Consider the following 22566-nt stretch of genomic DNA (forward strand, 5'->3'; position numbering starts at 1 on the left):
GTATAGAAAGAGTCGTGGCTTCAGCCAGAATATTTTACTGGCCTGCCTGGGTAAATCCTTCAATCGCTCCCCGCACGTTGCCGTATTTCGCTAGCAGTTTCTCGGCTTCCTCTCGACTAACGCCAATTTCGCTCATAACCATCTTAGCCGCCCGGTCCTGCAATTTGATATTCGTCAACTGCATATCCACCATTTTATTCCCTTTCACCCGGCCCAGTTGAATCATCACGGAGGTAGAAATCATGTTCAGCACGAGCTTCTGGGCGGTGCCAGCCTTCATCCGGGTACTGCCCGTAACGAACTCCGGTCCAACGACTACCTCAACCGGAAACTCAGCTGCCTGCGCTACCGCCGATCCGTTATTGCAGACAATACACCCCGTCAGGAGACCAGCCGCCCGAGCCTGCTGCAAGCCGCCAATTACGTAAGGCGTGCGACCCGACGCGGCAATCCCAATTACGGTGTCATCTTCATCGGGTTCGTAAGGAGCCATATCCTGCCAAGCTTGTTGGGCATCATCTTCAGCGAACTCGACGGCTTTTCGGATGGCACCATCGCCCCCGGCCATTAAGCCAATAACCAGATCATGTGGAACACCATAGGTAGGTGGGCACTCTGATGCGTCCACAACCCCTAATCGGCCACTAGTACCAGCCCCGATATAAAATAAGCGTCCTCCGTTTTTCATGCGCTTAACAATCTCCGTAACCAGCGCTTCAATTTGTGGAATGGCTTTTTCAACTGCCAGAGGAACGGTTTGATCCTCTTTATTAATATTCGTTAGCAGATCGTGAACAGACATCTGCTCTAAATGATCGTAATAGGATGCAGTTTCGGTTATCATAAATCAAAAGTAAGTGACTGGTGCATATGCGAACAAATAATCCAAAAACTCTTGCGCTTCCGGGAAACATCTGTTTTATTTACGGCGTTATTACACTATCAGCGAAATTTCGCTAAACAGAGATGATTGCCGAAGAGAACGCCGTACAACTCAATCGTTTTAGTGCTACCCTGACTCAGGAGATCAGCAATCCAGCCGCTCAGGCAATGCTTTACGGTATTGGTCTCACCGAAGCGGATATGCAGAAACCGCAGATTGGAATTGCCAGCACCGGTTATGAGGGAAACACCTGTAATATGCACCTGAACGGCCTATCCGTTTACGTCAAACAGGGGATTCAGGCGAATGGATTGGTGGGGTTGATTTTTAACACCATCGGGGTATCGGATGGGATGACCAACGGCAACGATGGAATGCGCTACTCGCTGCCGAGCCGTGATCTGATTGCTGACTCAATCGAATCGGTTGTGGCTGCTCAGTGGTACGACGGGGTTGTGACCGTTGTCGGTTGTGATAAAAATATGCCCGGCGCCATCATGGCAATGGCTCGTCTCGATCGGCCCGGAATTATGGTCTATGGCGGAACGATTCGGTCCGGACATTATAAAGGTCAGAAACTAGACATCGTTTCGGCCTTTGAAGCGCTCGGCAAGAAATACGCCGGGAATATCTCGGACGAAGATTTTAAAGGGGTAGTTCAGAACGCCATTCCCGGCGCGGGAGCCTGTGGTGGTATGTATACGGCCAACACCATGGCCAGCAGCATTGAAGCCATGGGCCTGAGTCTGCCGCTGAGCAGCACCTATCCCGCTACGCACGAAGGCAAACAGGAAGAATGCAAAAAAATTGGGGCGGCTATGCGTCTGCTGCTCGAGCGGAACATTACCCCAAAAGATATCATCAGCCGGGAGTCGCTCGAAAACGCTCTGACCGTTGTTATGGCGCTTGGCGGTTCAACAAACGCAGTGCTGCACTATCTGGCTATTTCGCGGGCAGCAGGTATTCCGCTAACGCTCGACGATATTCAGGCAATCAGTGACCGGGTACCGCTCCTGGCCGATCTGAAGCCAAGCGGTAAATATTACATGGAGGACATGCTCGCCATTGGGGGCGTACCGGCCGTCATGAAGTACCTCTACGAGCAGGGCTTGATTCATGGTGACTGCCTGACCGTTACGGGCAAAACCGTTGCCGAGAACCTCGCCGAAGCTCCCGATCTGAATTTTGAGGACCAGGCAATTATCCGTCCTCTGAGCAACCCAATCAAACAAACCGGCCATATTCAGATCCTGCGCGGCAACCTGTCGCCAACGGGCTCGGTTGCCAAGATTACGGGTAAGGAAGGCGAGCGTTTCGAAGGTGTCGCGAACGTTTTCGAACACGAAGGCGAAATTATCGACGCCTTGTCGAAAGGCGAAATCCTGCCCGGTCAGGTGCTTGTCATTCGTAACGCCGGACCGAAAGGTGGCCCAGGCATGAGCGAAATGCTGAAACCAACATCCGCCATTATGGGTGCCGGTCTGGGTGACAAAGTCGCCCTGATTACCGACGGCCGGTTCTCCGGCGGAACGCACGGTTTTGTAGTTGGTCACGTTACGCCCGAAGCCTTTGAAGGTGGCCCTATCGCTCTCGTAAAAGACGGTGATTTAATCACTATCGACGCCATTGGCCGCCAGCTCACCCTGCACGTATCGGACGAGGAACTCGAACTACGGCGCAGCAACTGGGTACAGCCGGCTCCGCGATTTACCAAAGGGGTACTAGGCAAATACATCCGGAACGTAAAGTCTGCCAGCGAAGGCTGTGTGACCGATGAGGATTAATAAGCCGCATAAACAACAAACTGAACGATTTAAACAACGACCTGAGTAATGGAAGCAATCACCAGCGTTATGCCGGAAATTCAGGAGGAGCCACAGGCACCTACGCTTATTAATGGTTCTCAGGCCCTGATGCGAGCGCTCGTAGCTGAAGGTGTAGAAACCATTTTTGGTTATCCTGGCGGAGCGATCATGCCTGTCTACGATGCCCTCTATGACTTTCAGGATCAGATCAATCACATACTGGTTCGCCACGAACAGGGAGCCGCTCATGCCGCCGAAGGATACGCCCGCGTAACGGGCCGGGCGGGCGTCTGCCTCGTTACGTCAGGGCCAGGCGCAACCAACCTGGTTACGGGTATCGCCGATGCGCTCATTGACTCTACACCCATGGTGTGTATTGTGGGTCAGGTGGGCAAGAAACTACTTGGTACCGACGCGTTTCAGGAGGCCGATGTCATGGGCGTTACGATGCCTATCACCAAATGGAACTACCAGATTACGAGCGCCGACGAAGTGCCGGATGTCTTAGCCAAAGCTTTTTATATCGCTCAGTCGGGTCGGCCGGGACCGGTACTGATCGACATCACCAAAAGTGCGCAGCTAGAGCTGATGACCAGGCCGTTTGCTTACGAGCGCTGCCAGAACATCATCAGCTACCGGCCGCGTCTGGTACCGAAACGCGATCAGGTGGAGGCAGCCGCCCGGTTGATTAATGAAGCCAAACGCCCCTACGCGCTAGTCGGTCACGGGGTACAGATTGCCAAAGCGGAAGACGAACTTCGTCTGTTCGTGGAGAAAACAGGCATTCCGGTTGCCACCACGCTGCTGGGCCAATCGACAATTCCGACCAACCATCCGCTTTACGTTGGCTGGCTGGGTATGCACGGCAACTACGGGCCCAACGTTCTGACTGATGAAGCAGACGTAATCATTGCAATCGGAATGCGTTTCGACGACCGTGTGACGGGCGATGCGAGTAAATACATCAGGCAGGCCAAAGTCATTCATATTGAGATTGACCCGTCTGAAATTGATAAGATTATCCGCGCAGATGCGCCGGTGGTTGGCGATGCCAAAGAAGTTCTAAAAGCGCTGCTGCCGCTTGTTCATCCCAACGATCACACTGTCTGGCGGAATGAATTCCGAAAATACGACGCCATTGAGCACGAATCCATTACGGTTCCTGAGCTAACCAGTACCGAGGGTAAAATCCGGATGGCCGAAGTGATCGATCTGGTATCGAAAAAAACGAAGGGCGAGGCTATTCTGGTTACCGACGTTGGGCAGCATCAGATGATGGCATCGCGCTATTACCAGTTTCGTCGGCCCAATAGCCTGGTTACGTCGGGCGGTATGGGCACCATGGGGTTTGCCCTACCCGCAGCCTTTGGAGCTAAAGTTGGTGCCCCCGACCGGGAGGTTGTGGCGATAATCGGCGACGGCTGCTTTCAGATGACCCTGCAGGAGCTTGGCACAATCGTGCAGAATAAGCAGCCGGTTAAGGCAATCATCCTGAACAACAACTTTCTGGGTATGGTCCGCCAGTGGCAGCAGTTGTTCCACGAACGCCGGTATTCGTTTGTTGAGTTGCAAAACCCGGATTTCATCACCATTGCAAAAGGCTTTGGCATGGCCGGACACACCTGCGATCAGCGTGACAACTTATCCGCTTCGCTCGATCAGATGCTGGCCCACGACGGTCCTTACCTGCTCGAAGTGATTGTCGAAAAAGAAGAGAATGTGTTTCCAATGGTTCCGGCGGGCGCCAGCGTATCGCAGATCCGCTTGAAATAGTTATTCAGTCTCCGTTTACGGGCATTAGCAGCCATTTCCAGGCGTTGACTGATGGCGACAAACGACAACGAATGACTAAGCATGATTCAAACAATGACAACCTACACCATCTGCATATTCACCGAAAATACCATCGGGCTGCTAAACCGCATCACGATCATTTTCACGCGCCGACGCATCAACATCGAAAGTCTGACCGTGTCGGAAACCGAGCGCAAGGGTGTATCGCGCTTTACGATTGTCATTAAGCACGATTCGCGCGAAGCTGTTGAAAAGCTGGTCCGCCAGATTCGTAAAATCGTAGAGGTGATGGCCGTATTTGGCTACCTCAACGATGAGATTGTATTCAACGAAATCGCCCTGTTCAAGGTCTCTACGCCCCTGGGCGGCAAAGCGCTGGATGTTGAGACAATTAACACCCGCTATAAAGCCTGGGTCGTTTACTGGGGGCTTGACTACGTCGTCATCGAAAAAACCGGTGCTGAGACCGAAATCTTCGACTTCTTCAGCTATCTGCGTCAGCAGCACGAGATTCTGGAGTTTGTTCGCTCGGGACGCGTGGCCGTCGGTAAAACCGAGAAGGGTCTGGTGGAGTATCTGCCGGAAGCCGAGTGGGCGTATTATCTGTAACAATTAACCTGAAAATACGAGTATCAAAACCAATTAAACATGGCAACGATTAATTTCGGAGGAGTTGAGGAGCAAGTTGTAACGCGGGAAGAGTTTCCGCTGGAAAAAGCCCGTGAGGTGCTGGCAAATGAAGTGATTGCCGTTATTGGCTATGGTGTGCAGGGCCCTGGTCAGTCGCTGAACATGCGTGACAACGGCTTCAACGTCATCGTCGGCCAGCGGAAAGGAAAAACCTACGACAAGGCTGTTGCCGACGGCTGGGTGCCGGGCGAAACGCTGTTCGAGATTGAAGAAGCACTCGAGCGCGGTACAATCATCTGCTTCCTGCTCTCCGATGCCGCTCAGATTGAACTGTGGCCGACTGTAAAAGCGGCTCTTAAACCCGGCAAAGCGCTGTACTTCTCGCACGGCTTCGGGGTTACGTATAAAGATCAGACCGGCATCGTTCCACCCACCGATGTAGACGTATTCCTCGTTGCGCCGAAAGGTTCAGGTACCTCGCTGCGCCGGCTTTTCGTGGAAGGCAAAGGCTTGAACTCAAGCTTCGCTGTTTACCAGGACGCATCGGGGCACGCCCGCGAAAAGTGCATTGCCATGGGTATCGGCGTTGGTTCAGGCTATCTGTTCGAAACCGATTTTTACAAAGAAGTAACCTCCGACCTGACCGGCGAGCGCGGTACGCTGATGGGCGCTATTCAGGGCATTTTTGCGGCTCAGTACGAAGTTCTCCGCGCCAACGGCCACAGCCCCTCGGAAGCCTTTAACGAAACAGTTGAAGAACTGACCCAGTCGCTCATGCCGCTCGTAGCCGAAAACGGCATGGACTGGATGTACGCCAACTGCTCGACGACCGCTCAGCGCGGTGCGCTCGACTGGTGGAAGCCTTTCCGCGACGCGACCAAGCCGGTTTTCGAGAAACTGTATAATTCAGTCAAAGCGGGCGAACAGGCCAATATCTCGATTACCCGCAACTCGCAGCCCGACTACCGCGAGAAGCTCGAAACTGAACTGGCCGAACTCCGGGAATCGGAAATGTGGCAGGCCGGTTCGGCCGTACGCTCGCTGCGCCCTGAGCGGAGCTAAATGCTAACGTGCTGTCGGTCGAACCCAATCAGTAACCTTCTGGTGAGGAACTGATTGGGTTCGACCGACAATGCCTTTTAACAGGGCAGGAACTCCTCTCAAGTTTTCGTATTTTTGTGAAATACGCAACGAATCACGGAATGAGTACGGTAGCCGACGTAGATAAGAAAATAGTCTTTCCTGATCTGGATAATATCTATCTGGCGGCTGACCGACTGCGGGGAGTAGCGGTACATACGCCTTTGCAGGAGAACATCAATCTGTCGGATCGGTACGGGGCCAATATCTTCCTCAAACGCGAAGATCTGCAGGTGGTCCGGTCCTACAAGATTCGGGGTGCCTATAACAAAATGGCAAGCCTGCCAGCCGAAGCTCTGGCGAAGGGCGTTGTGTGTGCCAGTGCCGGTAATCACGCCCAGGGCCTGGCCTATGCCTGTCGGAAAATGGCGGTGCAGGGCACGATTTTCATGCCAACCACCACACCGAACCAGAAGGTAAAGCAGGTTAAATTGTTCGGTAAAGAGTTCGTGGAGGTGATGCTCATTGGCGATACCTACGATGATGCCTATTATGCGGCCATTGAGTACGTAAAGACCCACGACAGCACCTTTGTGCACCCCTTTGACGACCTGCAGGTTATGGAAGGTCAGGGAACGGTCGGGCTGGAAATTTTTAAAGATTCCAGCTTCAAGATTGATTACCTGCTGATGGCTATTGGCGGGGGTGGGCTCGCATCCGGCGTTTCAACTGTATTTCGACAACTCAGCCCCAAAACCAAGCTCATTGGCGTAGAGCCGCTGGGGTCGCCATCCATGAAGGTTGCTATAGACGAAGGCCACGTCGTTACGCTCAGCGAGATTGATAAGTTTGTGGATGGCGCAGCCGTGAAACGGGTTGGCGACGCTACCTTTGAGATTTGCCGTAGAAATCTCGACAAAGTGCTGCTGGTACCGGAAGGGAAAGTCTGCACAACCATTCTGCAGCTTTACAACGAAGAAGCCATCGTAGCCGAGCCAGCCGGAGCCTTAACCATTGCTGCACTGGATTTTATTAAAGACGAAATTCGTGGTAAGAACGTAGTCTGTCTGGTTGGTGGCGGTAATAATGACATTACGCGAACCGAAGAAATCAAGGAGCGTTCGCTGCTATACGAAGGGCTTAAGCATTACTTTATCATTCGTTTTCCGCAACGGGCTGGTGCCTTCCGTGATTTTCTCAACGTGCTGGGCCCTAACGCAGATATCAGCCGCTTTGAGTATGTTAAGAAAACGAACCGGGAAACTGGTCCTGCAGTGGTGGGCGTCGAACTTAAACATCGCGAAGATTTTGAGCCACTCATCCAGCGCATGCAGGAGCAAAACATCGCCTTCGAGTATCTGAACGATCAACCTGACATATTCCAGTTTTTGATATAGTCTGATGGGCGGTGAAAGTAAAGCAAGCTTGATTGAGAAGGTGTTAGCCTTATAGTAATAAACAGGTCTTCGTCTCATCTATGCTCCGCGTTCCTTCCTCTATTCAGCCCGATCAGTTTCAGTCCTTGAGCATTCGACGGTCCGACGCGTCGGAGATGACCTTTGTAGCGTACCGTAGCGACGTATACCCCGAACGGAACGAGGTCTTTTTTGAAGAGCACGCGGTTATTGTCGTGTTGGAAGGCGAGAAAAAATTCAGCTCACCCACGCAGGAATTGCACGTCCACAAAGGCCAGATTCTATTCTTTCAGCGCGGCTGCTACTCCATGAATGAATCCATTGATTCGAGTTATCGAAGCCTTGTTTTCTTCGTCAATGAAAAGCTTTTAAAAGAATTCGTTGGTCAACATTTAAGCTTGTTTCAATCGGTACCCGCCCCGCTCCCGTCCGACTCAATTCTTTCACTCGCTTCGTCACCTACGTTCGCCACCTTTATTGGGTCGTTGCTACCTTATTTTGGCGCTAAAACGCCTTTTCTGAATGAATTATTACGTCTGAAGTTCCAGGAGTTGTTACTGCATCTGCTCGAGCTGGATAACTCCGGCCAGCTAAGAGCTATACTCCTGCATATTTATCAGGGACAGAAGCCTGACCTCGACTATTTGATGCACACATACCTCCTGAAGCCGTTGTCTATGAATGAGTTATCGCGGCTCTCCGGGCGTAGCCTGTCGGCATTTAAGCGTGATTTTGAAGATCATTTTCATACATCACCCGGTCAATGGATTCGTCACAAACGTCTTGAGCACGCCCATTTTTTACTTCGTAATACGGATAAGAATGTATCGGAGGTTAGTATGGAGATTGGCTACGAAAGCGTATCCCATTTCATTAAAGCGTACAAGCAGCAATACGGTTTTACACCCAAACACAGCGCTTGAACTAAAATCGCCATTTACTGGACGAATGCCGTGATTAGCGATTTAATAACACTTATCACCTTTGTATTCAGGATTCTCTGCCAGAATAATTCCAGAGATTAATCATTAGAACTATTATCCTCTACAACTATGAGTACCCCAAAAACCTTATTCGATAAAGTATGGGATGCGCACGTGGTTCGGCAGATTGAAGATGGCCCCGATGTGCTGTTTATCGATCGCCATTTCATTCACGAAGTAACAAGCCCAGTTGCCTTTTTAGGGCTGGAAGGGCGGGGCGCATCGGTGTTGTACTCGGGACGTACCTTTGCGACCGCCGATCACAATACGCCTACTCTTAACCAGCATTTACCCGTTGCTGATCCGCTGTCAGCTAACCAGTTAGCCGCACTTGAACGTAATGCGACCTCACACGGTATTTCGTACTGGGGCTTAGGGCACGAGAAAAACGGTATTGTACACGTAGTAGGCCCGGAAAATGGCATCACCCTGCCCGGCATGACTATCGTTTGTGGCGACTCGCATACCTCAACCCATGGTGCATTCGGTGCGATTGCGTTTGGTATCGGTACGTCGGAAGTTGAGATGGTGCTGGCGTCTCAATGCATTATGCAGCCTAAACCCAAGAAAATGCGCATTAACGTCAATGGCGTATTAGGTAAAGGCGTATTACCGAAAGATGTGATTCTGTACATCATTTCGCAGATTTCGGCGAGCGGAGCCACCGGCTACTTTGTTGAATATGCTGGCGATGTTTTCGAGAATATGAGCATGGAAGGCCGCATGACGGTCTGCAACATGAGCATCGAGATGGGCGCTCGGGGCGGTATGATCGCTCCGGATCAGCAAACCCTTGATTACCTGAACGGCCGTGAACTGGCCCCCAAAGGCGAGCAATGGGAAAAGCTGGTTCCGTACTGGCAGACGCTTAAAACCGAAGAAGGTGCTCTATTTGATGTTGATTTAACGTTCGACGCAGCCGATATCGAGCCACAGATCACCTATGGCACCAATCCTGGCATGGGCACGGGCGTAACGCGCCAGATCCCAATAGCCGAGGCCGTAAAGGATGGCGCTGCGAGCTACAAAAAATCGTTGCAGTACATGGGTTTTGCCGAAAACGAATCGATGATTGGTAAGCCGGTCGATTTTGTCTTCCTCGGAAGCTGTACTAACGGTCGTATCGAAGATTTCCGGGCCTTTGCCTCTATCGTAAAAGGCCGTCAGAAAGCCGATCACGTAACGGCCTGGCTGGTACCTGGGTCGCACATTGTAGAAAAGCAGATTCAGGACGAGGGCATCCTCGATATTCTGAAACAGGCCGGATTTGAATTACGTCAGCCGGGTTGTTCCGCTTGTCTGGCCATGAATGAAGACAAAATCCCGGCGGGGAAATATGCCGTATCGACCTCAAACCGCAACTTCGAAGGCCGCCAAGGCCCCGGTGCCCGCACCCTGTTGGCTAGTCCACTCGTTGCTGCAGCGGCTGCCGTAACAGGCGTAGTAACGGATCCCCGTCAACTTATTTAAAAAGTCATTCGCTACGAGTCATTTAGTAGTTATTGGTAGTCATGACTTAGAAAACAATGACTATTTAATGACTGCGAAGCATACTGACAATGAACAACCCTAAAATCATGGCTTACGACAAATTCACTATACTCCGCAGCAGTGCCGTTCCGATGCCAATCGAAAACGTAGACACTGACCAGATTATTCCCGCCCGTTTTCTGAAAGCGACCGAGCGCAAAGGATTCGGCGATAACCTCTTCCGCGACTGGCGTTACAATAACGACGATACGCCCAAAGCTGATTTTGTGCTGAACAACCCTACTTACTCGGGCAAAATTCTCGTAGGCGGCAAAAACTTCGGCAGCGGATCAAGCCGCGAACACGCAGCCTGGGCCATCTATGATTATGGATTCCGTTGCGTAGTGTCGAGCTTCTTCGCCGACATTTTCCGAAATAACTCCTTGAACATCGGTATTCTTCCGGTGCAGGTTAGCCCGGAGTTTTTAGAGAAAATATTTGCGGCCATTGACGCCGATCCTAAAACCGAACTGGAAGTAAACTTGCCCAAGCAAACGATTACTCTTCTGGTAACCGGAGAAAGCGAAACATTTGATATTAACGGCTACAAAAAGCACAACCTAACCAATGGTTACGACGATATCGACTATCTCCTGTCGATGAAGAACGAAATCGCGGCCTTCGCTGAAACGCGACCATTTTAAAGAGTGAAAGAGTGAACGAACGAAAGAGTGGATTGCCACATCATCTTTCGCTCGTTCACTCTTTCATTCATTCACTCTTTAATTTATGGCACGTCGCTATATTGAAATTATGGATACGACGCTCCGCGATGGCGAACAGACCAGCGGAGTGTCGTTTTCAGCGTCAGAAAAGCTTGCCCTGGCCCAACTACTGCTTACTGAAGTTAAAGTAGACCGCGTCGAAGTAGCTTCAGCCCGGGTATCGGCTGGTGAGTTAGAAGCTGTTCAGCAAATCACCCAATGGGCAGCCAAAGTTGGTTTACTGGATAAGGTTGAGGTATTGACATTCGTTGATGGGCAGGCGTCACTGGACTGGATGCTGGCATCAGGAGCGAAGGTTATGAATCTTCTTACGAAAGGCTCTCTTAATCACTTAACCCATCAGCTTAAGAAAACACCTCAGGAGCATTTTGCCGATATCCAGCAAGTCATTTGCCAAGCCGGGAAGCAGGAGATACAGGTTAACGTCTATCTCGAAGACTGGAGCAACGGCATGCGCAACTCGCCTGAGTATATCTTCCAGTACCTAGATTTCCTTCAAACGCAGCCCATTAAGCGGGTGCTTTTGCCCGATACGTTAGGCATACTTATCCCATCTGAAGCTTACAGGTTTGTTCAGCAGTTAGTAAGCCGTTATCCGACGCTTCATTTTGACTTCCACGCTCATAATGATTACGATCTGAGCATCGCTAACGTTATGGAAGCTATCCGGGCAGGCGCACATGGCGTACACCTGACGGTCAATGGCCTTGGCGAACGGGCAGGCAACGCGCCCATGGCGAGTGCCATAGCCGTACTGCGGGACTTCATGCCGGACGTAAAAATGGGCGTCGTTGAGAAATCTCTTTATCAGGTTAGTAAAATAGTGGAGACCTTTTCGGGGCTTCGTATTCCTGATAACAAACCTGTTGTAGGCGACAATGTATTTACCCAAACAGCGGGTATCCACGCCGATGGCGACAAGAAGAACAACCTCTATTTTAACACCCTCCTCCCGGAGCGCTTTGGCCGTAAACGTAGCTACGCCTTAGGCAAAACGTCAGGTAAAGCTAATATTGAGAATAACCTTCGGGAACTCGGTATCCAATTATCAGACGCTGACCTCAAGAAAGTAACGCAGCGAGTCATTGAACTTGGGGATCAAAAAGAGGTCGTCACGCGCGAAGATCTGCCCTACGTTATCTCCGACGTGTTAAATACCAATGCTATTGCCTCACGGGTAGAGATACTCAATTATGTATTGACACACTCCAAGGACCTCAAGCCATCGGCAACACTGCGAATGCGCATTGCCGAAGAGCAATTTGAGGAGAATGCACAAGGCGATGGTCAGTACGATGCGTTTATGAACGCTCTCAAAAAGATTTATGCCCGGATGAAACTCACGCTGCCCGAGCTAACGGACTATGCGGTACGTATTCCAACAGGCGGTCGTACTGACGCTCTTTGCGAGACTATTATCACCTGGAAACATAAGAATCGTGAATTTAAAACGCGGGGCCTCGACTCTGACCAAACGGTTTCGGCTATCAAGGCAACCCAAAAAATGCTGAACACACTCGATTAAAATGGCAAAAAAACACATTCTCGTTGTCCCCGGCGATGGTATTGGGGCAGAAGTAACCACCGTTGGTAAGCAAGTTCTGGAAGTAATCGCTCAAAAATTTGGGCATGAGTTCACATACGACGAAGCCCTCATTGGCCACGTTGCCATTGAAGCTTCCGGCTCTCCCCTGCCCGACGAAACGTTAACTAAAATGCGTGCTGCCGACGCCGTTTTGTTCGGTGCAGTAGGTCATCCCAAATACGATAACGATCCATCGGCTAAAGTACGTCCTGAACAAGGGCTCCTCAAGATGCGAAAAGAGCTGGGTTTATACGCTAACCTGCGGCCTATCAAACTCTTTGACGAACTACTTGGTGCATCTAGTATCAAACCGGAGATTTTACGTGGAGCCGATATTCTGTTCTTCCGGGAGTTAACCGGAGACGTGTACTTTGGCAAAAGAGAACGGATTGACGAAGGCAATACGGCTTACGACACGATGATCTATAGCAAATATGAAGTAGAGCGTATTACCCGTAAAGCATTCGAAGCGGCACGTACTCGCAGCAAAAGATTGTGTTCCGTTGATAAAGCGAATGTATTGGAAAGCAGCCGTCTGTGGCGTGAAGTAGTTCAGGCGCTTGCCCCAGAATATCCTGACGTTACGGTCGAACATCAGTTTATTGATGCGGCCGCTATGTTGCTTATTAAAGATCCAAAGCGTTTCGATGTCGTAGTTACTGGAAATCTGTTTGGGGATATCCTGACCGATGAAGCTAGTCAGATAGCGGGTTCAATGGGTATGCTTGCTTCTGCTTCAGTTGGTGATAACACCGGTGTTTATGAGCCTATTCACGGATCAGCGCACGATATTACGGGTAAAGGCGTAGCAAATCCTATGGCGTCAGTGTTGTCAGTAGCTTTAATGCTTGATATTTCGTTTGGCTTAAAAGCCGAGGCTGAAGCAGTGGTAAATGCCATCGATGGCGTTCTGAAAGCAGGTTATCGGACGCGCGATATAGCCGATACAACAACACCCTCAGAATTACTGCTTGGTACAGAAGCAATTGGACAGAAAATTCTGGAGCAATTATCCAATTAAATTTTTGCCTGTACACTTGCAAAATTTTTTAGAATTGATACTTTTGCAGTGTATTTACGCACCTAGCGAAATTTCGCAGACATATAATGAACAATATTTCGGCCAACCGACTTCTAAAACTAGCCGTTTTTTAAACGTAGGGAGGATGTGCCTAATTAGTAAGCCCTTTCTCCTTTTGAAAGGGCTTTTTTTTTAATTGTCAGTAACTACTTGTGTTAAACCAGTATTATGAGCCAACGAGTCTATATTTTCGACACTACTTTGCGCGACGGCGAACAGGTGCCGGGCTGCCAGTTGACCACTGAGGAAAAAATCGTTGTGGCTAAAGAACTGGAACGAATGGGCGTTGACATCATCGAAGCTGGTTTCCCCATATCGAGCCCTGGCGATTTCCGCTCGGTTGTCGAGATTTCAAAAGCGGTTACCGAACCAACGATCTGTGCCCTGAGCCGGGCCGTAAAAGGTGATATTGATGCCGCAGGTGAAGCCCTCAAACTAGCCAAGCGTGGTCGTATTCATACGGGCATTGGTTCGTCGGATATTCATATTCGCAACAAGTTCAGCAGTACTCGCGAGAAGATTCTTGAACAGGCTGTTGGAGCCATAAAACACGCCCGGACCTATGTTGAAGACGTTGAGTTTTACGCTGAAGATGCCGGACGGGCTGATCTGGCCTTTCTGGCGCAGCTTACCGAAGCCGTCATTAACGCGGGGGCTACGGTCGTTAATATTCCGGATACGACTGGCTATTGCCTGCCTGACGAGTACGGCCGGAAGATTGCCTATATCTACGAACACGTATCAAACGTTCATAAGGCCACTATCTCTATTCACTGCCATAACGATCTGGGTCTGGCAACAGCCAATACGCTGGCGGGCGTAATGAATGGTGCTCGCCAGGTAGAGGTAACCATGAATGGTATTGGCGAGCGGGCTGGCAACACCTCGCTCGAAGAGGTGGTAATGGCGCTGAAAGTCCGCAAGGAGTTGGGGTTCCATACCAACATCGATACAACCCGGCTGTTTCCGGTCAGTAATCTGGTATCGCAGATGATGCGGATGCCGGTGCAGGCTAACAAAGCGATCGTTGGCCGTAACGCGTTCGCTCACTCATCGGGCATCCATCAGGATGGTTTTCTGAAACATTCGGAAAACTATGAGATCATGAATCCGCAGGATGTAGGAGTTCCTAAATCATCTATCGTTCTAACGGCCCGCAGCGGTCGTCACGCCCTGAAACACCGGCTCGAACTGCTTGGCTTCCGGTACGACAAACCCACGCTCGATGGAATCTATACCCGTTTCCTCGACATGGCCGACGTTCGGAAAGAAGTAAATGATAAAGACCTGATGGAATTAGTCCGCTAATCTTTGACCAGCTATACATAGCCAAGCGGCCAATGCAGGTGTTTGCATTGGCCGCTTTTCGATGGCGTAAACCTTATCTGAGCAGCATCAGGCTGCCCCGGATGGGCGGTTTGCCGGGGATTGTCCGTAGCGTGTATGCATACAGGCCCGATGGCAAATCTGTTCCGTGCATCGTACCGGTAAATGGGTTGTGGTACCCTACATCGGATAAAAAAACCACTTCGCCCCAGCGATTGAAAATGGTCACAATAGCGTTAGGAAAGGCTTCAATCCCAATCAATTGCCAGACATCGTTCAGCCCGTCGCCGTTGGGTGTGAAGGCGTCCGGTACCCATAAGCGTTCCACGATCCGGATGTAAACCGAATCCCGGGCTTTGCAGCCGGTCGCATTGGTAGCGGTAAGTGCGTAGGTAATATCGTCCTGAATATTCACTACGTTGGGCGAACCCTGTGCAGGATCATCCAGATAATGTGGTGGTGACCAGGCGAACTGAATGGGAGCTCCGGTCAGGCCGGGCGTCAGGGCGAATGTATTGCCTTTATATGTCGTGATTGTATCGGGTAGATCAACGGTGGGTATGGGTGCTACAATGGCCATCCGGCTGGCGACCGTCCCGGCACATTCGGGTGCGGCTTTTACGGTATACGTCAGCTTATGATTACCTACGCCAGCACGTTCAGGACTGAACTCTGTTTCCGCTACGCCTATCCCGGCAAACTCACCCCCCGGCGGACTCCCTTTCAACGTTAACACAGGGGCATTTGGACCACAAACGCCCGGAATGGAATCAAAGCTAACCGTTACGGGCGGAATAGCCACTACGACAAATGGGGTTGAAACACCCCGGCAGCCGTCGGCATCGATCGCCGTCACAATGTAAGAACCGACGGTTTTGGCCCGGTAGGTAGTACTGGTAGCCCCGGCAATGACCTGCCCGTCAAGCTGCCAGATGTATTGGAGGCCCCCTTTACCTTCCATTGCCAGCGAATCCTGCGGACAGAGCCGGTTGAAGCCGGTAGCGGATTGAATACTCGCCTGTACAACCGGCGAACGGGCGATTGTTAAGGGTTGTGAACGATATATACACCCCAGCGTTGCATGAGTCATTACCGCCTGGTAGCGGCCAGCCTGCGTTATCACCAGAGAATCCAGTCGCTGGTTTGCCATCAATCGCCCGTCCCGGTACCACTGATACGTAACGCCGGGGTCGCTCGCTGCCCGAATGGTTACCGAGCCCGTAGTTGCGCACAAGTGACCGGTCGTTTTAAGACCTCCATCCAGGCTAACCACGTTAATTTTTATAGGTTTTGAGTAGGCCGTTTTACTACAGGTAGATTTTAGCGAAACGACTACGGTATACTCACCGGACTGACCCACGGTTAGCGTTGGATGCGTTGCATTCGCCAGATTAACGCCATCCCGGCGCCATTGATAATTCCAGTTCGGATTAACCGTTGCCAGCACCACTGCCGAATCGCCCTGGCAGAGCGTAGCCTCTGTGATACCAACCGGACGCGCCTGTAAACGGATAGTCGGGTCAGGCGTAGTAGTTGGCGGACAGTCGATGACCAATAATTGAAAATCGCGCCGTACCTCTCCTATCTTAATGCCACTACGAAACTCCTCAACCTTTACGGCAAAAACAAACAGGCCAAGTTCTGTAGCTGTAACCGATAGCTGCCCTGTCTGTGGGTTCACGCTAAGCGTTGGGCTGCCCGGAATTGCGTTGCTGGCGCCGTAGCCCGACACCCAGGTTACGTTTGGGTAAGGTCCGGGTAGTACCATATTCCGCCCCGTTCCTGTCTGATCGAGTGGCGTAATCATTGAATACCGCAGTTCATCGTCGTCGGGGTCGGTTCCGCCAAAAGGGAACGTAAACGGTTCGCCGATGCAGACGTACTCACCATTGATCGTCCCAAACCGGGGCGATGAGTTCAGAACCAGTTGACCGCCCTGCTGCAGGGCCGGAAATTCCAGATAGAACGTAAAACCCGTCTGAAGCGGATTAAGGATATTATCGATTCCCCCGTTGCGGTTACGGGTCTGATAGGAAATATAGTACCCCAGGGGATCGTCGTAGCGAGCCGGGTCCAGTTGAATCTCGGCCTCGAACGTGGCGACAATAAATCTTAGATTACGCTGTTCAGCACAAACCTCATTGGCGTAAATGATGGGTTGCCGCTGCCCCGTTTCGGCGACGCCAAATGTCATCATCTGGGCATTGTCGCGTTTGCGGAAAATACCGAGTGCTCCACCCGTCTGGCTGTCGGCACGAGGACCGCTTTCCAGATAGTTCGTCACAATAATCCGGTAACGGCCCGGCACGGTACCAATGGCACGCATCTCCAGATGGCCGCCGACCTGATGCGTTGCAAAAGCCGTATATGATATACTGAACGCCAGAAGCGTCTTACTCAACCACCCAATCAACCGGCACATACAGGAAGAGGTTTTACCAATAGCTCATTACCATTTTCGTTTATTTACTTTCAATTTATACGTCGCCCCCCAGAATAAGTCCGCTGGCTTCGCCACTATTAACCGGCGCTTGGTGAAGGCGGACAAATCCAGATTCAGCGCTTTGGTCAGTTGCACCGTTACGCCTGCCTTGCAGCGTTTCTGATCGATGCCGGTTCCAATCCGATAAAATACATCGCCAGATACAAAAGGTTTAAAATGAGTCGGGTTACTAAATGATACCTCAAATTTATTTCTCGACCGGATCAACTACGTTAGGCTGGCTCACCCGCCCCATAACCATATCATTAAACGAAGTAAACAGCTGTGTTTCAAGGGGTGCAATTACGGGAGTAATTGTTAGCCAATACGCCCGGATCAGTCTATCTGTTGCAGTATTCTGTCATTCTATTGAGAGAGTCGATCAAGGAGCAACATGTGTCGATCTGCCTACCAATAGACTCCAATCAGCGCAAAATGAAAAAGGACCTGTACCGAGCCCTCTTTTAGCGTGTTGCCTGAACACAGCACCCGTTAAATTACCGTAACAGACACTAAATCGTTCGGGTAGCATGTCAGCTGCGGTTCAGTTTCAATTAAATTGATACGCGCCGATTAAAGTATCCTGTTCGGGCACGGCCATTGCTCTACTGTCTTCCAACTGCATTACGTTGATCCAGGTGCGCTGCAACCGTCCGTAAAAGTCATCATCCGATTGCGAAAGTAAGGCTCCCAGCGTTAGTTGAGGTGCATTGCTAGAGCAGGGCCGTTCGGCTTGTGCGTGTGTATGTATAATCTTCCAACGGATTTAGTTTAACCGCTGTTTCATGGTTCTAGGGAGTAACGTATAACTCGCGCATTGATTAACTTAAAGACTACTGATTTTAAGAGCTTTTAACAGGACTTCTATCAGGTGGCTTTTACCTGCTTAAACCCTGAACTTACTTTCAAATACAGCCGATACGTATCATCTGATCTGTTGCATGAACTCACGGTTCTGTAGCCAGGTGCTAAATTGTGCCTACGAATAATACACGACCTACTATACTTTTATGCCGCAGCCTGCCCCACCCAGACCCGCACATGCTCGGTCTACACACAAAAAAGCTCCTTTGTCACCCGGCCCGCAGGAGAAGCAGACAGGTAACAAAGGAGCTCGATTCATGAATTGACTTTACCGACCGCGTTTTCTCATCTGCACAAACGTACCATCGGCGGCAAACATTAGCTCAATAAGCTGACCGCTGCTCGACTGCACAATTACTTTGTACTGCCCCGTGCTGCTCTTACCGGCGGCTTTGATCGCCCCCCCTGCGTAGTTCGTAGTAATGTACGATGTTACGGCTGCTGGCAGCGCGCTGGTTTCGATAGCTGTGTAATTGCCTTTCACACCCCGAACAATCTCCTGATTGAATGAGCCATCGGTATTAAACAGAAGCGTCCGGCGCTGGCCGTTCAGCGTGATCATAACCAGATAGCCCCGATTGGGGTCATTGGCGGCTGCGGTAATGGTCGCGCTACTAAAGTTAGTCGTGATGTACGACGTAATGGCTGCCGGCAAGCTGGCAACAGCCACTTTCGCGAGGCTATCCCGATCACGCCCACCACCAGGGCCGCCGTGACCTTTGCCGCCCCCGCGCAGGGCCAGTTCCTTATTAAACGTTCCATCGGCGTTGAAAAGCAATGCCTTGCGCGTGCTATTTTGCGTGATAGCGACCAAAAAATTGCCAGCATCGTCTTTTGCTGCATAGCTGAGCGTTGCGCCGGCATAGTTCGTGGTGATGTAACTCGTTACGGTCGCTGGCAGCGCCGTCAACGCAATTCTTGTCAGGCTATCTCGGCAAAAAAAGCCGGTAGTATCTGATGAAATCCGCGCGCCATCAGCTGATGCTATCGTGTCGGGTGCAACTCCTCCGTTCTGGTTACAGCTCCACAGGCCAACCCCAGCCAGGGCGAACATAGCGGCCAAAATAATTTTTTTCATAGGTTTTACCGTTGGTTTTTCTTGCCATTACGTCCACCCGGCAGCGACTGTTGCAGGCAACTTCAACTTTGTGGCAAAACCCCTAAATTTTGGGTGAACAACTCAGCGGTAGCGGTTAGGCTCCGCTTTTGACCGTGTTCAGCAGAGCCTCCTGCGTATCGCCTAATAGCAGCAGATTGAGCGGCTCTTCAACCTCTATATTCGGCGTAAAGCCGGTCGAATAGTCTGACTGCTCGGCGCTGTTGTAGGATTTAAACACAATCAGCTGCATCTCCCATCGAACCTGTTCGCTATCGTCGGTGATGGTAATCGAACTGACGTTTTGGCCATAGGTGGTTGTGCCAATCGTGGTTACGGTCATATACGGGCGCAGACTATTGATAATCAACCCGCTCGCTAAAGCCGTATAATCCGTCGTCATAACTTACCCAAGCGACTGGCTGAACGCTCTTAAGGCTTCCTCCATCTACCGAAACCTATTCTGGATCGTTCATAAATCATTCCCTGTTTCACCGATCAAAATCAATTCGTTTCAGCCTATAAGACAGTTCAACAGAAATCAGGTAATCCCCGCAGAAAGTAGTTCCGGAGATTGTTTTAAGCGCATATACCGTACCATCTAAGGAGATATAAAGATCAGATTCGTTAAAACCATCGTTAAAAGTAAGACGAACAAAAGGCCTAAACCCAACGTTTTCCAGCTAATTATTAACCAAAAATTGAAACAGGTATGGCACGACCAACCCCCGAATTGATTGATGCTCTACGCCGGACAGCTCAAAAGTTAACGAATGGGGCACCCTACCAGTGGGGTCATATGGGCGGGTGCAACTGCGGCAATCTGGCTCAGGAGTTGACAAAGCTGAGTAAAGACCAGATTCATCGCTATGCTATGCAACGCTATGGCGACTGGAATGAGCAGGTTAAAGACTACTGTTCAACGAGCCAAATGCCGATTGATCTAGTCATTAACGAAATGCTTAATGCGGGTTTGACGCTTGAAGATCTAAAGCACCTCGAAAAGCTCGATGATCGGCTGGTTCTACTTCAATTTCCCCTTGAGAAACGGTTTCTTAAACACAATGTCCGCGATGATGTTGTGGCATATATGCATGCCTGGGCAAATTTATTAGAGGAGCAGCTACTCGATAAGATACAGCTTTCGGATTTACAGCCAGCAACCCAACTTGTTTTTGCTAATTAACAAAAACGCTTCTGTGAATGCAGGGGTGTTTTTGTTGGGCGCAGCCGTGGAGGCTTGCCCCCGTAAACGGCGAAAGGCCGCTGAGCGCCCCAACAGGGGATCCAGCGGCCTTCGCCCTCAATGCACCAGGTGGCACCTTCCTACTCTCCCGCTTGTGACAGCAGTACCATCGGCAGTACGGGGCTTAACGGCTCTGTTCGGAATGGAAAGAGGTGTCCACCCGCCTTACCAGCACCAACCTGTTGTGACCTCCAGCCAAACCCAAACGGGCCCAGCTTATATCCTTATCTTTTGCCCCACAGAGAGAAACCTTGATGCGCCAACCAGCCAGCCCAACCAATCAACTACCACAAAGACTTAATCACTAACTCGCGTCCGGGCTCATTAGTACGGCTCAGCTCAACACCTCTCAGCGCCTACACCTGCCGCCTATCCACGTGCTCGTCTCGCACAACCCTTTATACCGGATGACTCATCTCGGGGCCAGTTTCGCACTTAGATGCCTTCAGCGCTTATCTTAACCATACGTAGCTACTCGGCCGTGCCTGCGGCCAAACAACCGATCCGCCAGCGGTATGTCCATCCCGGTCCTCTCGTACTAAGGACAGACCCCCTCAGTCATCCAACGCCCACCACAGATAGGGACCGAACTGTCTCACGACGTTCTGAACCCAGCTCGCGTGCCACTTTAATCGGCGAACAGCCGAACCCTTGGAACCTTCTCCAGCCCCAGGATGTGACGAGCCGACATCGAGGTGCCAAACCTCCCCGTCGATGTGAGCTCTTGGGGGAGATCAGCCTGTTATCCCCGGCGTACCTTTTATCCTTTGAGCGATGGCCCTTCCATGCGGAACCACCGGATCACTATACCCGACTTTCGTCCCAGATCGGCCTGTTTGCCTCACTGTCAAGCTGGCTTCTGCTATTGCACTCCCCTGCCGATTACCGTCCGGCATGAGCCAACCTTGGGAAACCTCCGTTACCCTTTCGGAGGTGACCACCCCAGTCAAACTACCCACCAAACACTGTCCCCTTCCGGGTTAGGCAGCCGGTCAGCCAAGGGCGGTATTTCAAGGGCGGATCCACGATGCCTGGCGACACCGCTTCACGTCCTCCCGCCTATCCTACACATGCCTGACCAGCTACCCATGTTAAGCTGTAGTAAAGGTGCACGGGGTCTTTCCGTCCCGTGGCGGGTAAGCGGCATCTTCACCGCTACTACAATTTCACCGAACTCATGGTTGAGACAGTGCCCAGATCGTTACACCATTCGTGCAGGTCGGAACTTACCCGACAAGGAATTTCGCTACCTTAGGACCGTTATAGTTACGGCCGCCGTTTACTGGGGCTTCAGTTCAAACCTTCGGAGTTACCCCCTAAGCTCCCCCCTTAACCTTCCAGCACCGGGCAGGTGTCAGACCCTATGCGTCAACTTTCATTTTTGCAGAGTCCTGTGTTTTTGGTAAACAGTCGCCTGGGCCTTTGCTCTGCAGCCTTCCATTACTGGCTAGGCCCCCCTTCTCCCGAAGTTACAGGGTCATCTTGCCGAGTTCCTTAACCATGATTCTTTCGCGCACCTTAGCATATTCTGCCCAGCTACCTGTGTCGGTTTGCGGTACGGGTATCCATACGCTTAACGCTGACTGACTTTTCTTGGAAGCCCCTTCAGTCCTTCGGTTCGGCCGAAGCCTCCCCTCAACGCCCACTTCCGTCCGGACGTAGAACCCCCGGCACTCCGTCATCATCCAGCCTGCATGGATAGTAGCGGAATATTAACCGCTTCCCCCTCAGGACCCACCCTTCGGCTGCCCCTTAGACCCCGACTAACCCTCCGATGACTGCCATCGCGGAGGAAACCTTAGCCTTTCGGTGTGAGGAGTTCTCATCCTCATTCTCGTTACTTATGCCTACATTTGCTTTTCTATACGGTCCAGCTCGGCTCACGCCTGACCTTCACCCCCTATAGAATGCTCTCCTACCACAATACACTCTAAGTGTATGTCCATCGCTTCGGTGCTGTGCTTGATGCCCGTTTATTATCGACGCCCGCCCCGCTCGACCAGTGAGCTGTTACGCACTCTTTAAAGGAATAGCTGCTTCC

At 51.1% G+C, this 22566-nt stretch carries 16 protein-coding genes and 2 rRNA genes (1 of these 18 only partly in view); 12 read left to right on the forward strand and 6 right to left on the reverse strand.

Annotated elements, in window-relative coordinates:
* Positions 1 to 34 precede the first annotated feature (34 nt).
* A complete protein-coding gene (gene murQ, locus HNV11_RS22470) occupies positions 35 to 844 on the reverse strand; it encodes an N-acetylmuramic acid 6-phosphate etherase (RefSeq protein WP_171741802.1) in 810 nt (269 codons plus the stop codon).
* 122 nt (positions 845 to 966) lie between these two features.
* On the opposite strand from murQ, the gene ilvD reads away from it, so the two are divergent.
* From ilvD to HNV11_RS22525, 11 genes are all read left to right on the forward strand, one after another.
* Positions 967 to 2667, forward strand: a complete 1701-nt coding sequence (gene ilvD, locus HNV11_RS22475; RefSeq protein ID WP_171741803.1) for a dihydroxy-acid dehydratase — start codon at positions 967 to 969, stop codon at positions 2665 to 2667.
* A gap of 48 nt (positions 2668 to 2715) precedes the next feature.
* Complete coding sequence (gene ilvB / locus HNV11_RS22480; protein WP_171741804.1) at positions 2716 to 4461, forward strand: biosynthetic-type acetolactate synthase large subunit; 1746 nt, start codon at positions 2716 to 2718, stop codon at positions 4459 to 4461.
* Between the two features lie 93 nt (positions 4462 to 4554).
* Positions 4555 to 5091 carry an acetolactate synthase small subunit gene (gene ilvN, locus HNV11_RS22485; protein WP_171742284.1) on the forward strand — a complete coding sequence of 179 codons (537 nt, stop codon included), beginning with the start codon at positions 4555 to 4557 and terminating at the stop codon, positions 5089 to 5091.
* A 39-nt stretch (positions 5092 to 5130) separates the two neighbouring features.
* Complete coding sequence (ilvC, locus tag HNV11_RS22490) at positions 5131 to 6174, forward strand: ketol-acid reductoisomerase (RefSeq protein ID WP_171741805.1); 1044 nt, start codon at positions 5131 to 5133, stop codon at positions 6172 to 6174.
* A gap of 140 nt (positions 6175 to 6314) precedes the next feature.
* Entirely contained in the window at positions 6315 to 7589 is a 1275-nt protein-coding gene (ilvA, locus tag HNV11_RS22495) for a threonine ammonia-lyase (protein ID WP_171741806.1), read from the forward strand.
* An 80-nt stretch (positions 7590 to 7669) separates the two neighbouring features.
* Positions 7670 to 8530 carry a helix-turn-helix transcriptional regulator gene (locus HNV11_RS22500; protein ID WP_171741807.1) on the forward strand — a complete coding sequence of 287 codons (861 nt, stop codon included), beginning with the start codon at positions 7670 to 7672 and terminating at the stop codon, positions 8528 to 8530.
* Positions 8531 to 8659: 129 nt separating this feature from the next.
* Positions 8660 to 10060, forward strand: coding sequence for a 3-isopropylmalate dehydratase large subunit (gene leuC, locus HNV11_RS22505; RefSeq protein ID WP_171741808.1), 1401 nt, complete (start codon positions 8660 to 8662; stop codon positions 10058 to 10060).
* Positions 10061 to 10167: 107 nt separating this feature from the next.
* Positions 10168 to 10764, forward strand: a complete 597-nt coding sequence (gene leuD, locus HNV11_RS22510) for a 3-isopropylmalate dehydratase small subunit (protein ID WP_171742285.1) — start codon at positions 10168 to 10170, stop codon at positions 10762 to 10764.
* 85 nt (positions 10765 to 10849) lie between these two features.
* Positions 10850 to 12370, forward strand: coding sequence for an alpha-isopropylmalate synthase regulatory domain-containing protein (locus HNV11_RS22515; RefSeq protein WP_171741809.1), 1521 nt, complete (start codon positions 10850 to 10852; stop codon positions 12368 to 12370).
* Position 12371: 1 nt separating this feature from the next.
* Positions 12372 to 13451, forward strand: coding sequence for a 3-isopropylmalate dehydrogenase (leuB, locus tag HNV11_RS22520; protein ID WP_171741810.1), 1080 nt, complete (start codon positions 12372 to 12374; stop codon positions 13449 to 13451).
* A gap of 228 nt (positions 13452 to 13679) precedes the next feature.
* Positions 13680 to 14819, forward strand: a complete 1140-nt coding sequence (locus HNV11_RS22525) for a 2-isopropylmalate synthase (protein WP_171741811.1) — start codon at positions 13680 to 13682, stop codon at positions 14817 to 14819.
* Between the two features lie 73 nt (positions 14820 to 14892).
* Here the strand turns inward: HNV11_RS22525 and HNV11_RS22530 are convergent, their stop codons facing one another.
* The 3 genes from HNV11_RS22530 to HNV11_RS22540 all read right to left on the reverse strand — a co-directional run bounded on the left by HNV11_RS22530 (position 14893) and on the right by HNV11_RS22540 (position 19682).
* The gene (locus tag HNV11_RS22530; RefSeq protein WP_171741812.1) at positions 14893 to 17259 is read right to left on the reverse strand and encodes a gliding motility-associated C-terminal domain-containing protein; all 2367 of its coding nucleotides are present in this window, start codon (positions 17257 to 17259) and stop codon (positions 14893 to 14895) included.
* Positions 17260 to 18451: 1192 nt separating this feature from the next.
* Positions 18452 to 19261 (reverse strand): PepSY-like domain-containing protein, encoded by an 810-nt coding sequence (locus HNV11_RS22535; protein WP_171741813.1) that lies wholly within the window; start codon positions 19259 to 19261, stop codon positions 18452 to 18454.
* 115 nt (positions 19262 to 19376) lie between these two features.
* A complete protein-coding gene (locus tag HNV11_RS22540) occupies positions 19377 to 19682 on the reverse strand; it encodes a S41 family peptidase (RefSeq protein ID WP_240163648.1) in 306 nt (101 codons plus the stop codon).
* Between the two features lie 309 nt (positions 19683 to 19991).
* Here HNV11_RS22540 and HNV11_RS22545 point away from each other — a divergent pair, with 309 nt between their 5' ends.
* Positions 19992 to 20465, forward strand: a complete 474-nt coding sequence (locus HNV11_RS22545; protein ID WP_171741814.1) for a hypothetical protein — start codon at positions 19992 to 19994, stop codon at positions 20463 to 20465.
* A gap of 127 nt (positions 20466 to 20592) precedes the next feature.
* On the opposite strand, the gene rrf is transcribed toward HNV11_RS22545, so the two are convergent.
* Positions 20593 to 20704, reverse strand: a 5S ribosomal RNA gene (gene rrf, locus HNV11_RS22550).
* Between the two features lie 124 nt (positions 20705 to 20828).
* Positions 20829 to 22566: ribosomal RNA gene (locus tag HNV11_RS22555) — 23S ribosomal RNA — on the reverse strand (it continues 1102 nt past the right edge of the window).

The sequence above is a fragment of the Spirosoma taeanense genome, assembly GCF_013127955.1.
GTDB classification, from domain to species: domain Bacteria; phylum Bacteroidota; class Bacteroidia; order Cytophagales; family Spirosomataceae; genus Spirosoma; species Spirosoma taeanense.

What these genes read in the sequence shown, in the direction of transcription:
- ilvA (WP_171741806.1), top strand. Translation starts at nt 6,315, where the DNA reads ATGAGTACGGTAGCCGACGTAGATAAGAAAATAGTCTTTCCTGATCTG.
- leuD (WP_171742285.1), top strand. Translation starts at nt 10,168, where the DNA reads ATGGCTTACGACAAATTCACTATACTCCGCAGCAGTGCCGTTCCGATG.
- murQ (WP_171741802.1), bottom strand. Translation starts at nt 844, where the DNA reads ATGATAACCGAAACTGCATCCTATTACGATCATTTAGAGCAGATGTCT.
- HNV11_RS22500 (WP_171741807.1), top strand. Translation starts at nt 7,670, where the DNA reads ATGCTCCGCGTTCCTTCCTCTATTCAGCCCGATCAGTTTCAGTCCTTG.
- HNV11_RS22545 (WP_171741814.1), top strand. Translation starts at nt 19,992, where the DNA reads ATGGCACGACCAACCCCCGAATTGATTGATGCTCTACGCCGGACAGCT.
- ilvN (WP_171742284.1), top strand. Translation starts at nt 4,555, where the DNA reads ATGACAACCTACACCATCTGCATATTCACCGAAAATACCATCGGGCTG.
- leuC (WP_171741808.1), top strand. Translation starts at nt 8,660, where the DNA reads ATGAGTACCCCAAAAACCTTATTCGATAAAGTATGGGATGCGCACGTG.
- HNV11_RS22525 (WP_171741811.1), top strand. Translation starts at nt 13,680, where the DNA reads ATGAGCCAACGAGTCTATATTTTCGACACTACTTTGCGCGACGGCGAA.
- leuB (WP_171741810.1), top strand. Translation starts at nt 12,372, where the DNA reads ATGGCAAAAAAACACATTCTCGTTGTCCCCGGCGATGGTATTGGGGCA.
- HNV11_RS22540 (WP_240163648.1), bottom strand. Translation starts at nt 19,682, where the DNA reads ATGACGACGGATTATACGGCTTTAGCGAGCGGGTTGATTATCAATAGT.
- ilvC (WP_171741805.1), top strand. Translation starts at nt 5,131, where the DNA reads ATGGCAACGATTAATTTCGGAGGAGTTGAGGAGCAAGTTGTAACGCGG.
- ilvB (WP_171741804.1), top strand. Translation starts at nt 2,716, where the DNA reads ATGGAAGCAATCACCAGCGTTATGCCGGAAATTCAGGAGGAGCCACAG.
- HNV11_RS22535 (WP_171741813.1), bottom strand. Translation starts at nt 19,261, where the DNA reads ATGAAAAAAATTATTTTGGCCGCTATGTTCGCCCTGGCTGGGGTTGGC.
- HNV11_RS22515 (WP_171741809.1), top strand. Translation starts at nt 10,850, where the DNA reads ATGGCACGTCGCTATATTGAAATTATGGATACGACGCTCCGCGATGGC.
- HNV11_RS22530 (WP_171741812.1), bottom strand. Translation starts at nt 17,259, where the DNA reads ATGTGCCGGTTGATTGGGTGGTTGAGTAAGACGCTTCTGGCGTTCAGT.
- ilvD (WP_171741803.1), top strand. Translation starts at nt 967, where the DNA reads ATGATTGCCGAAGAGAACGCCGTACAACTCAATCGTTTTAGTGCTACC.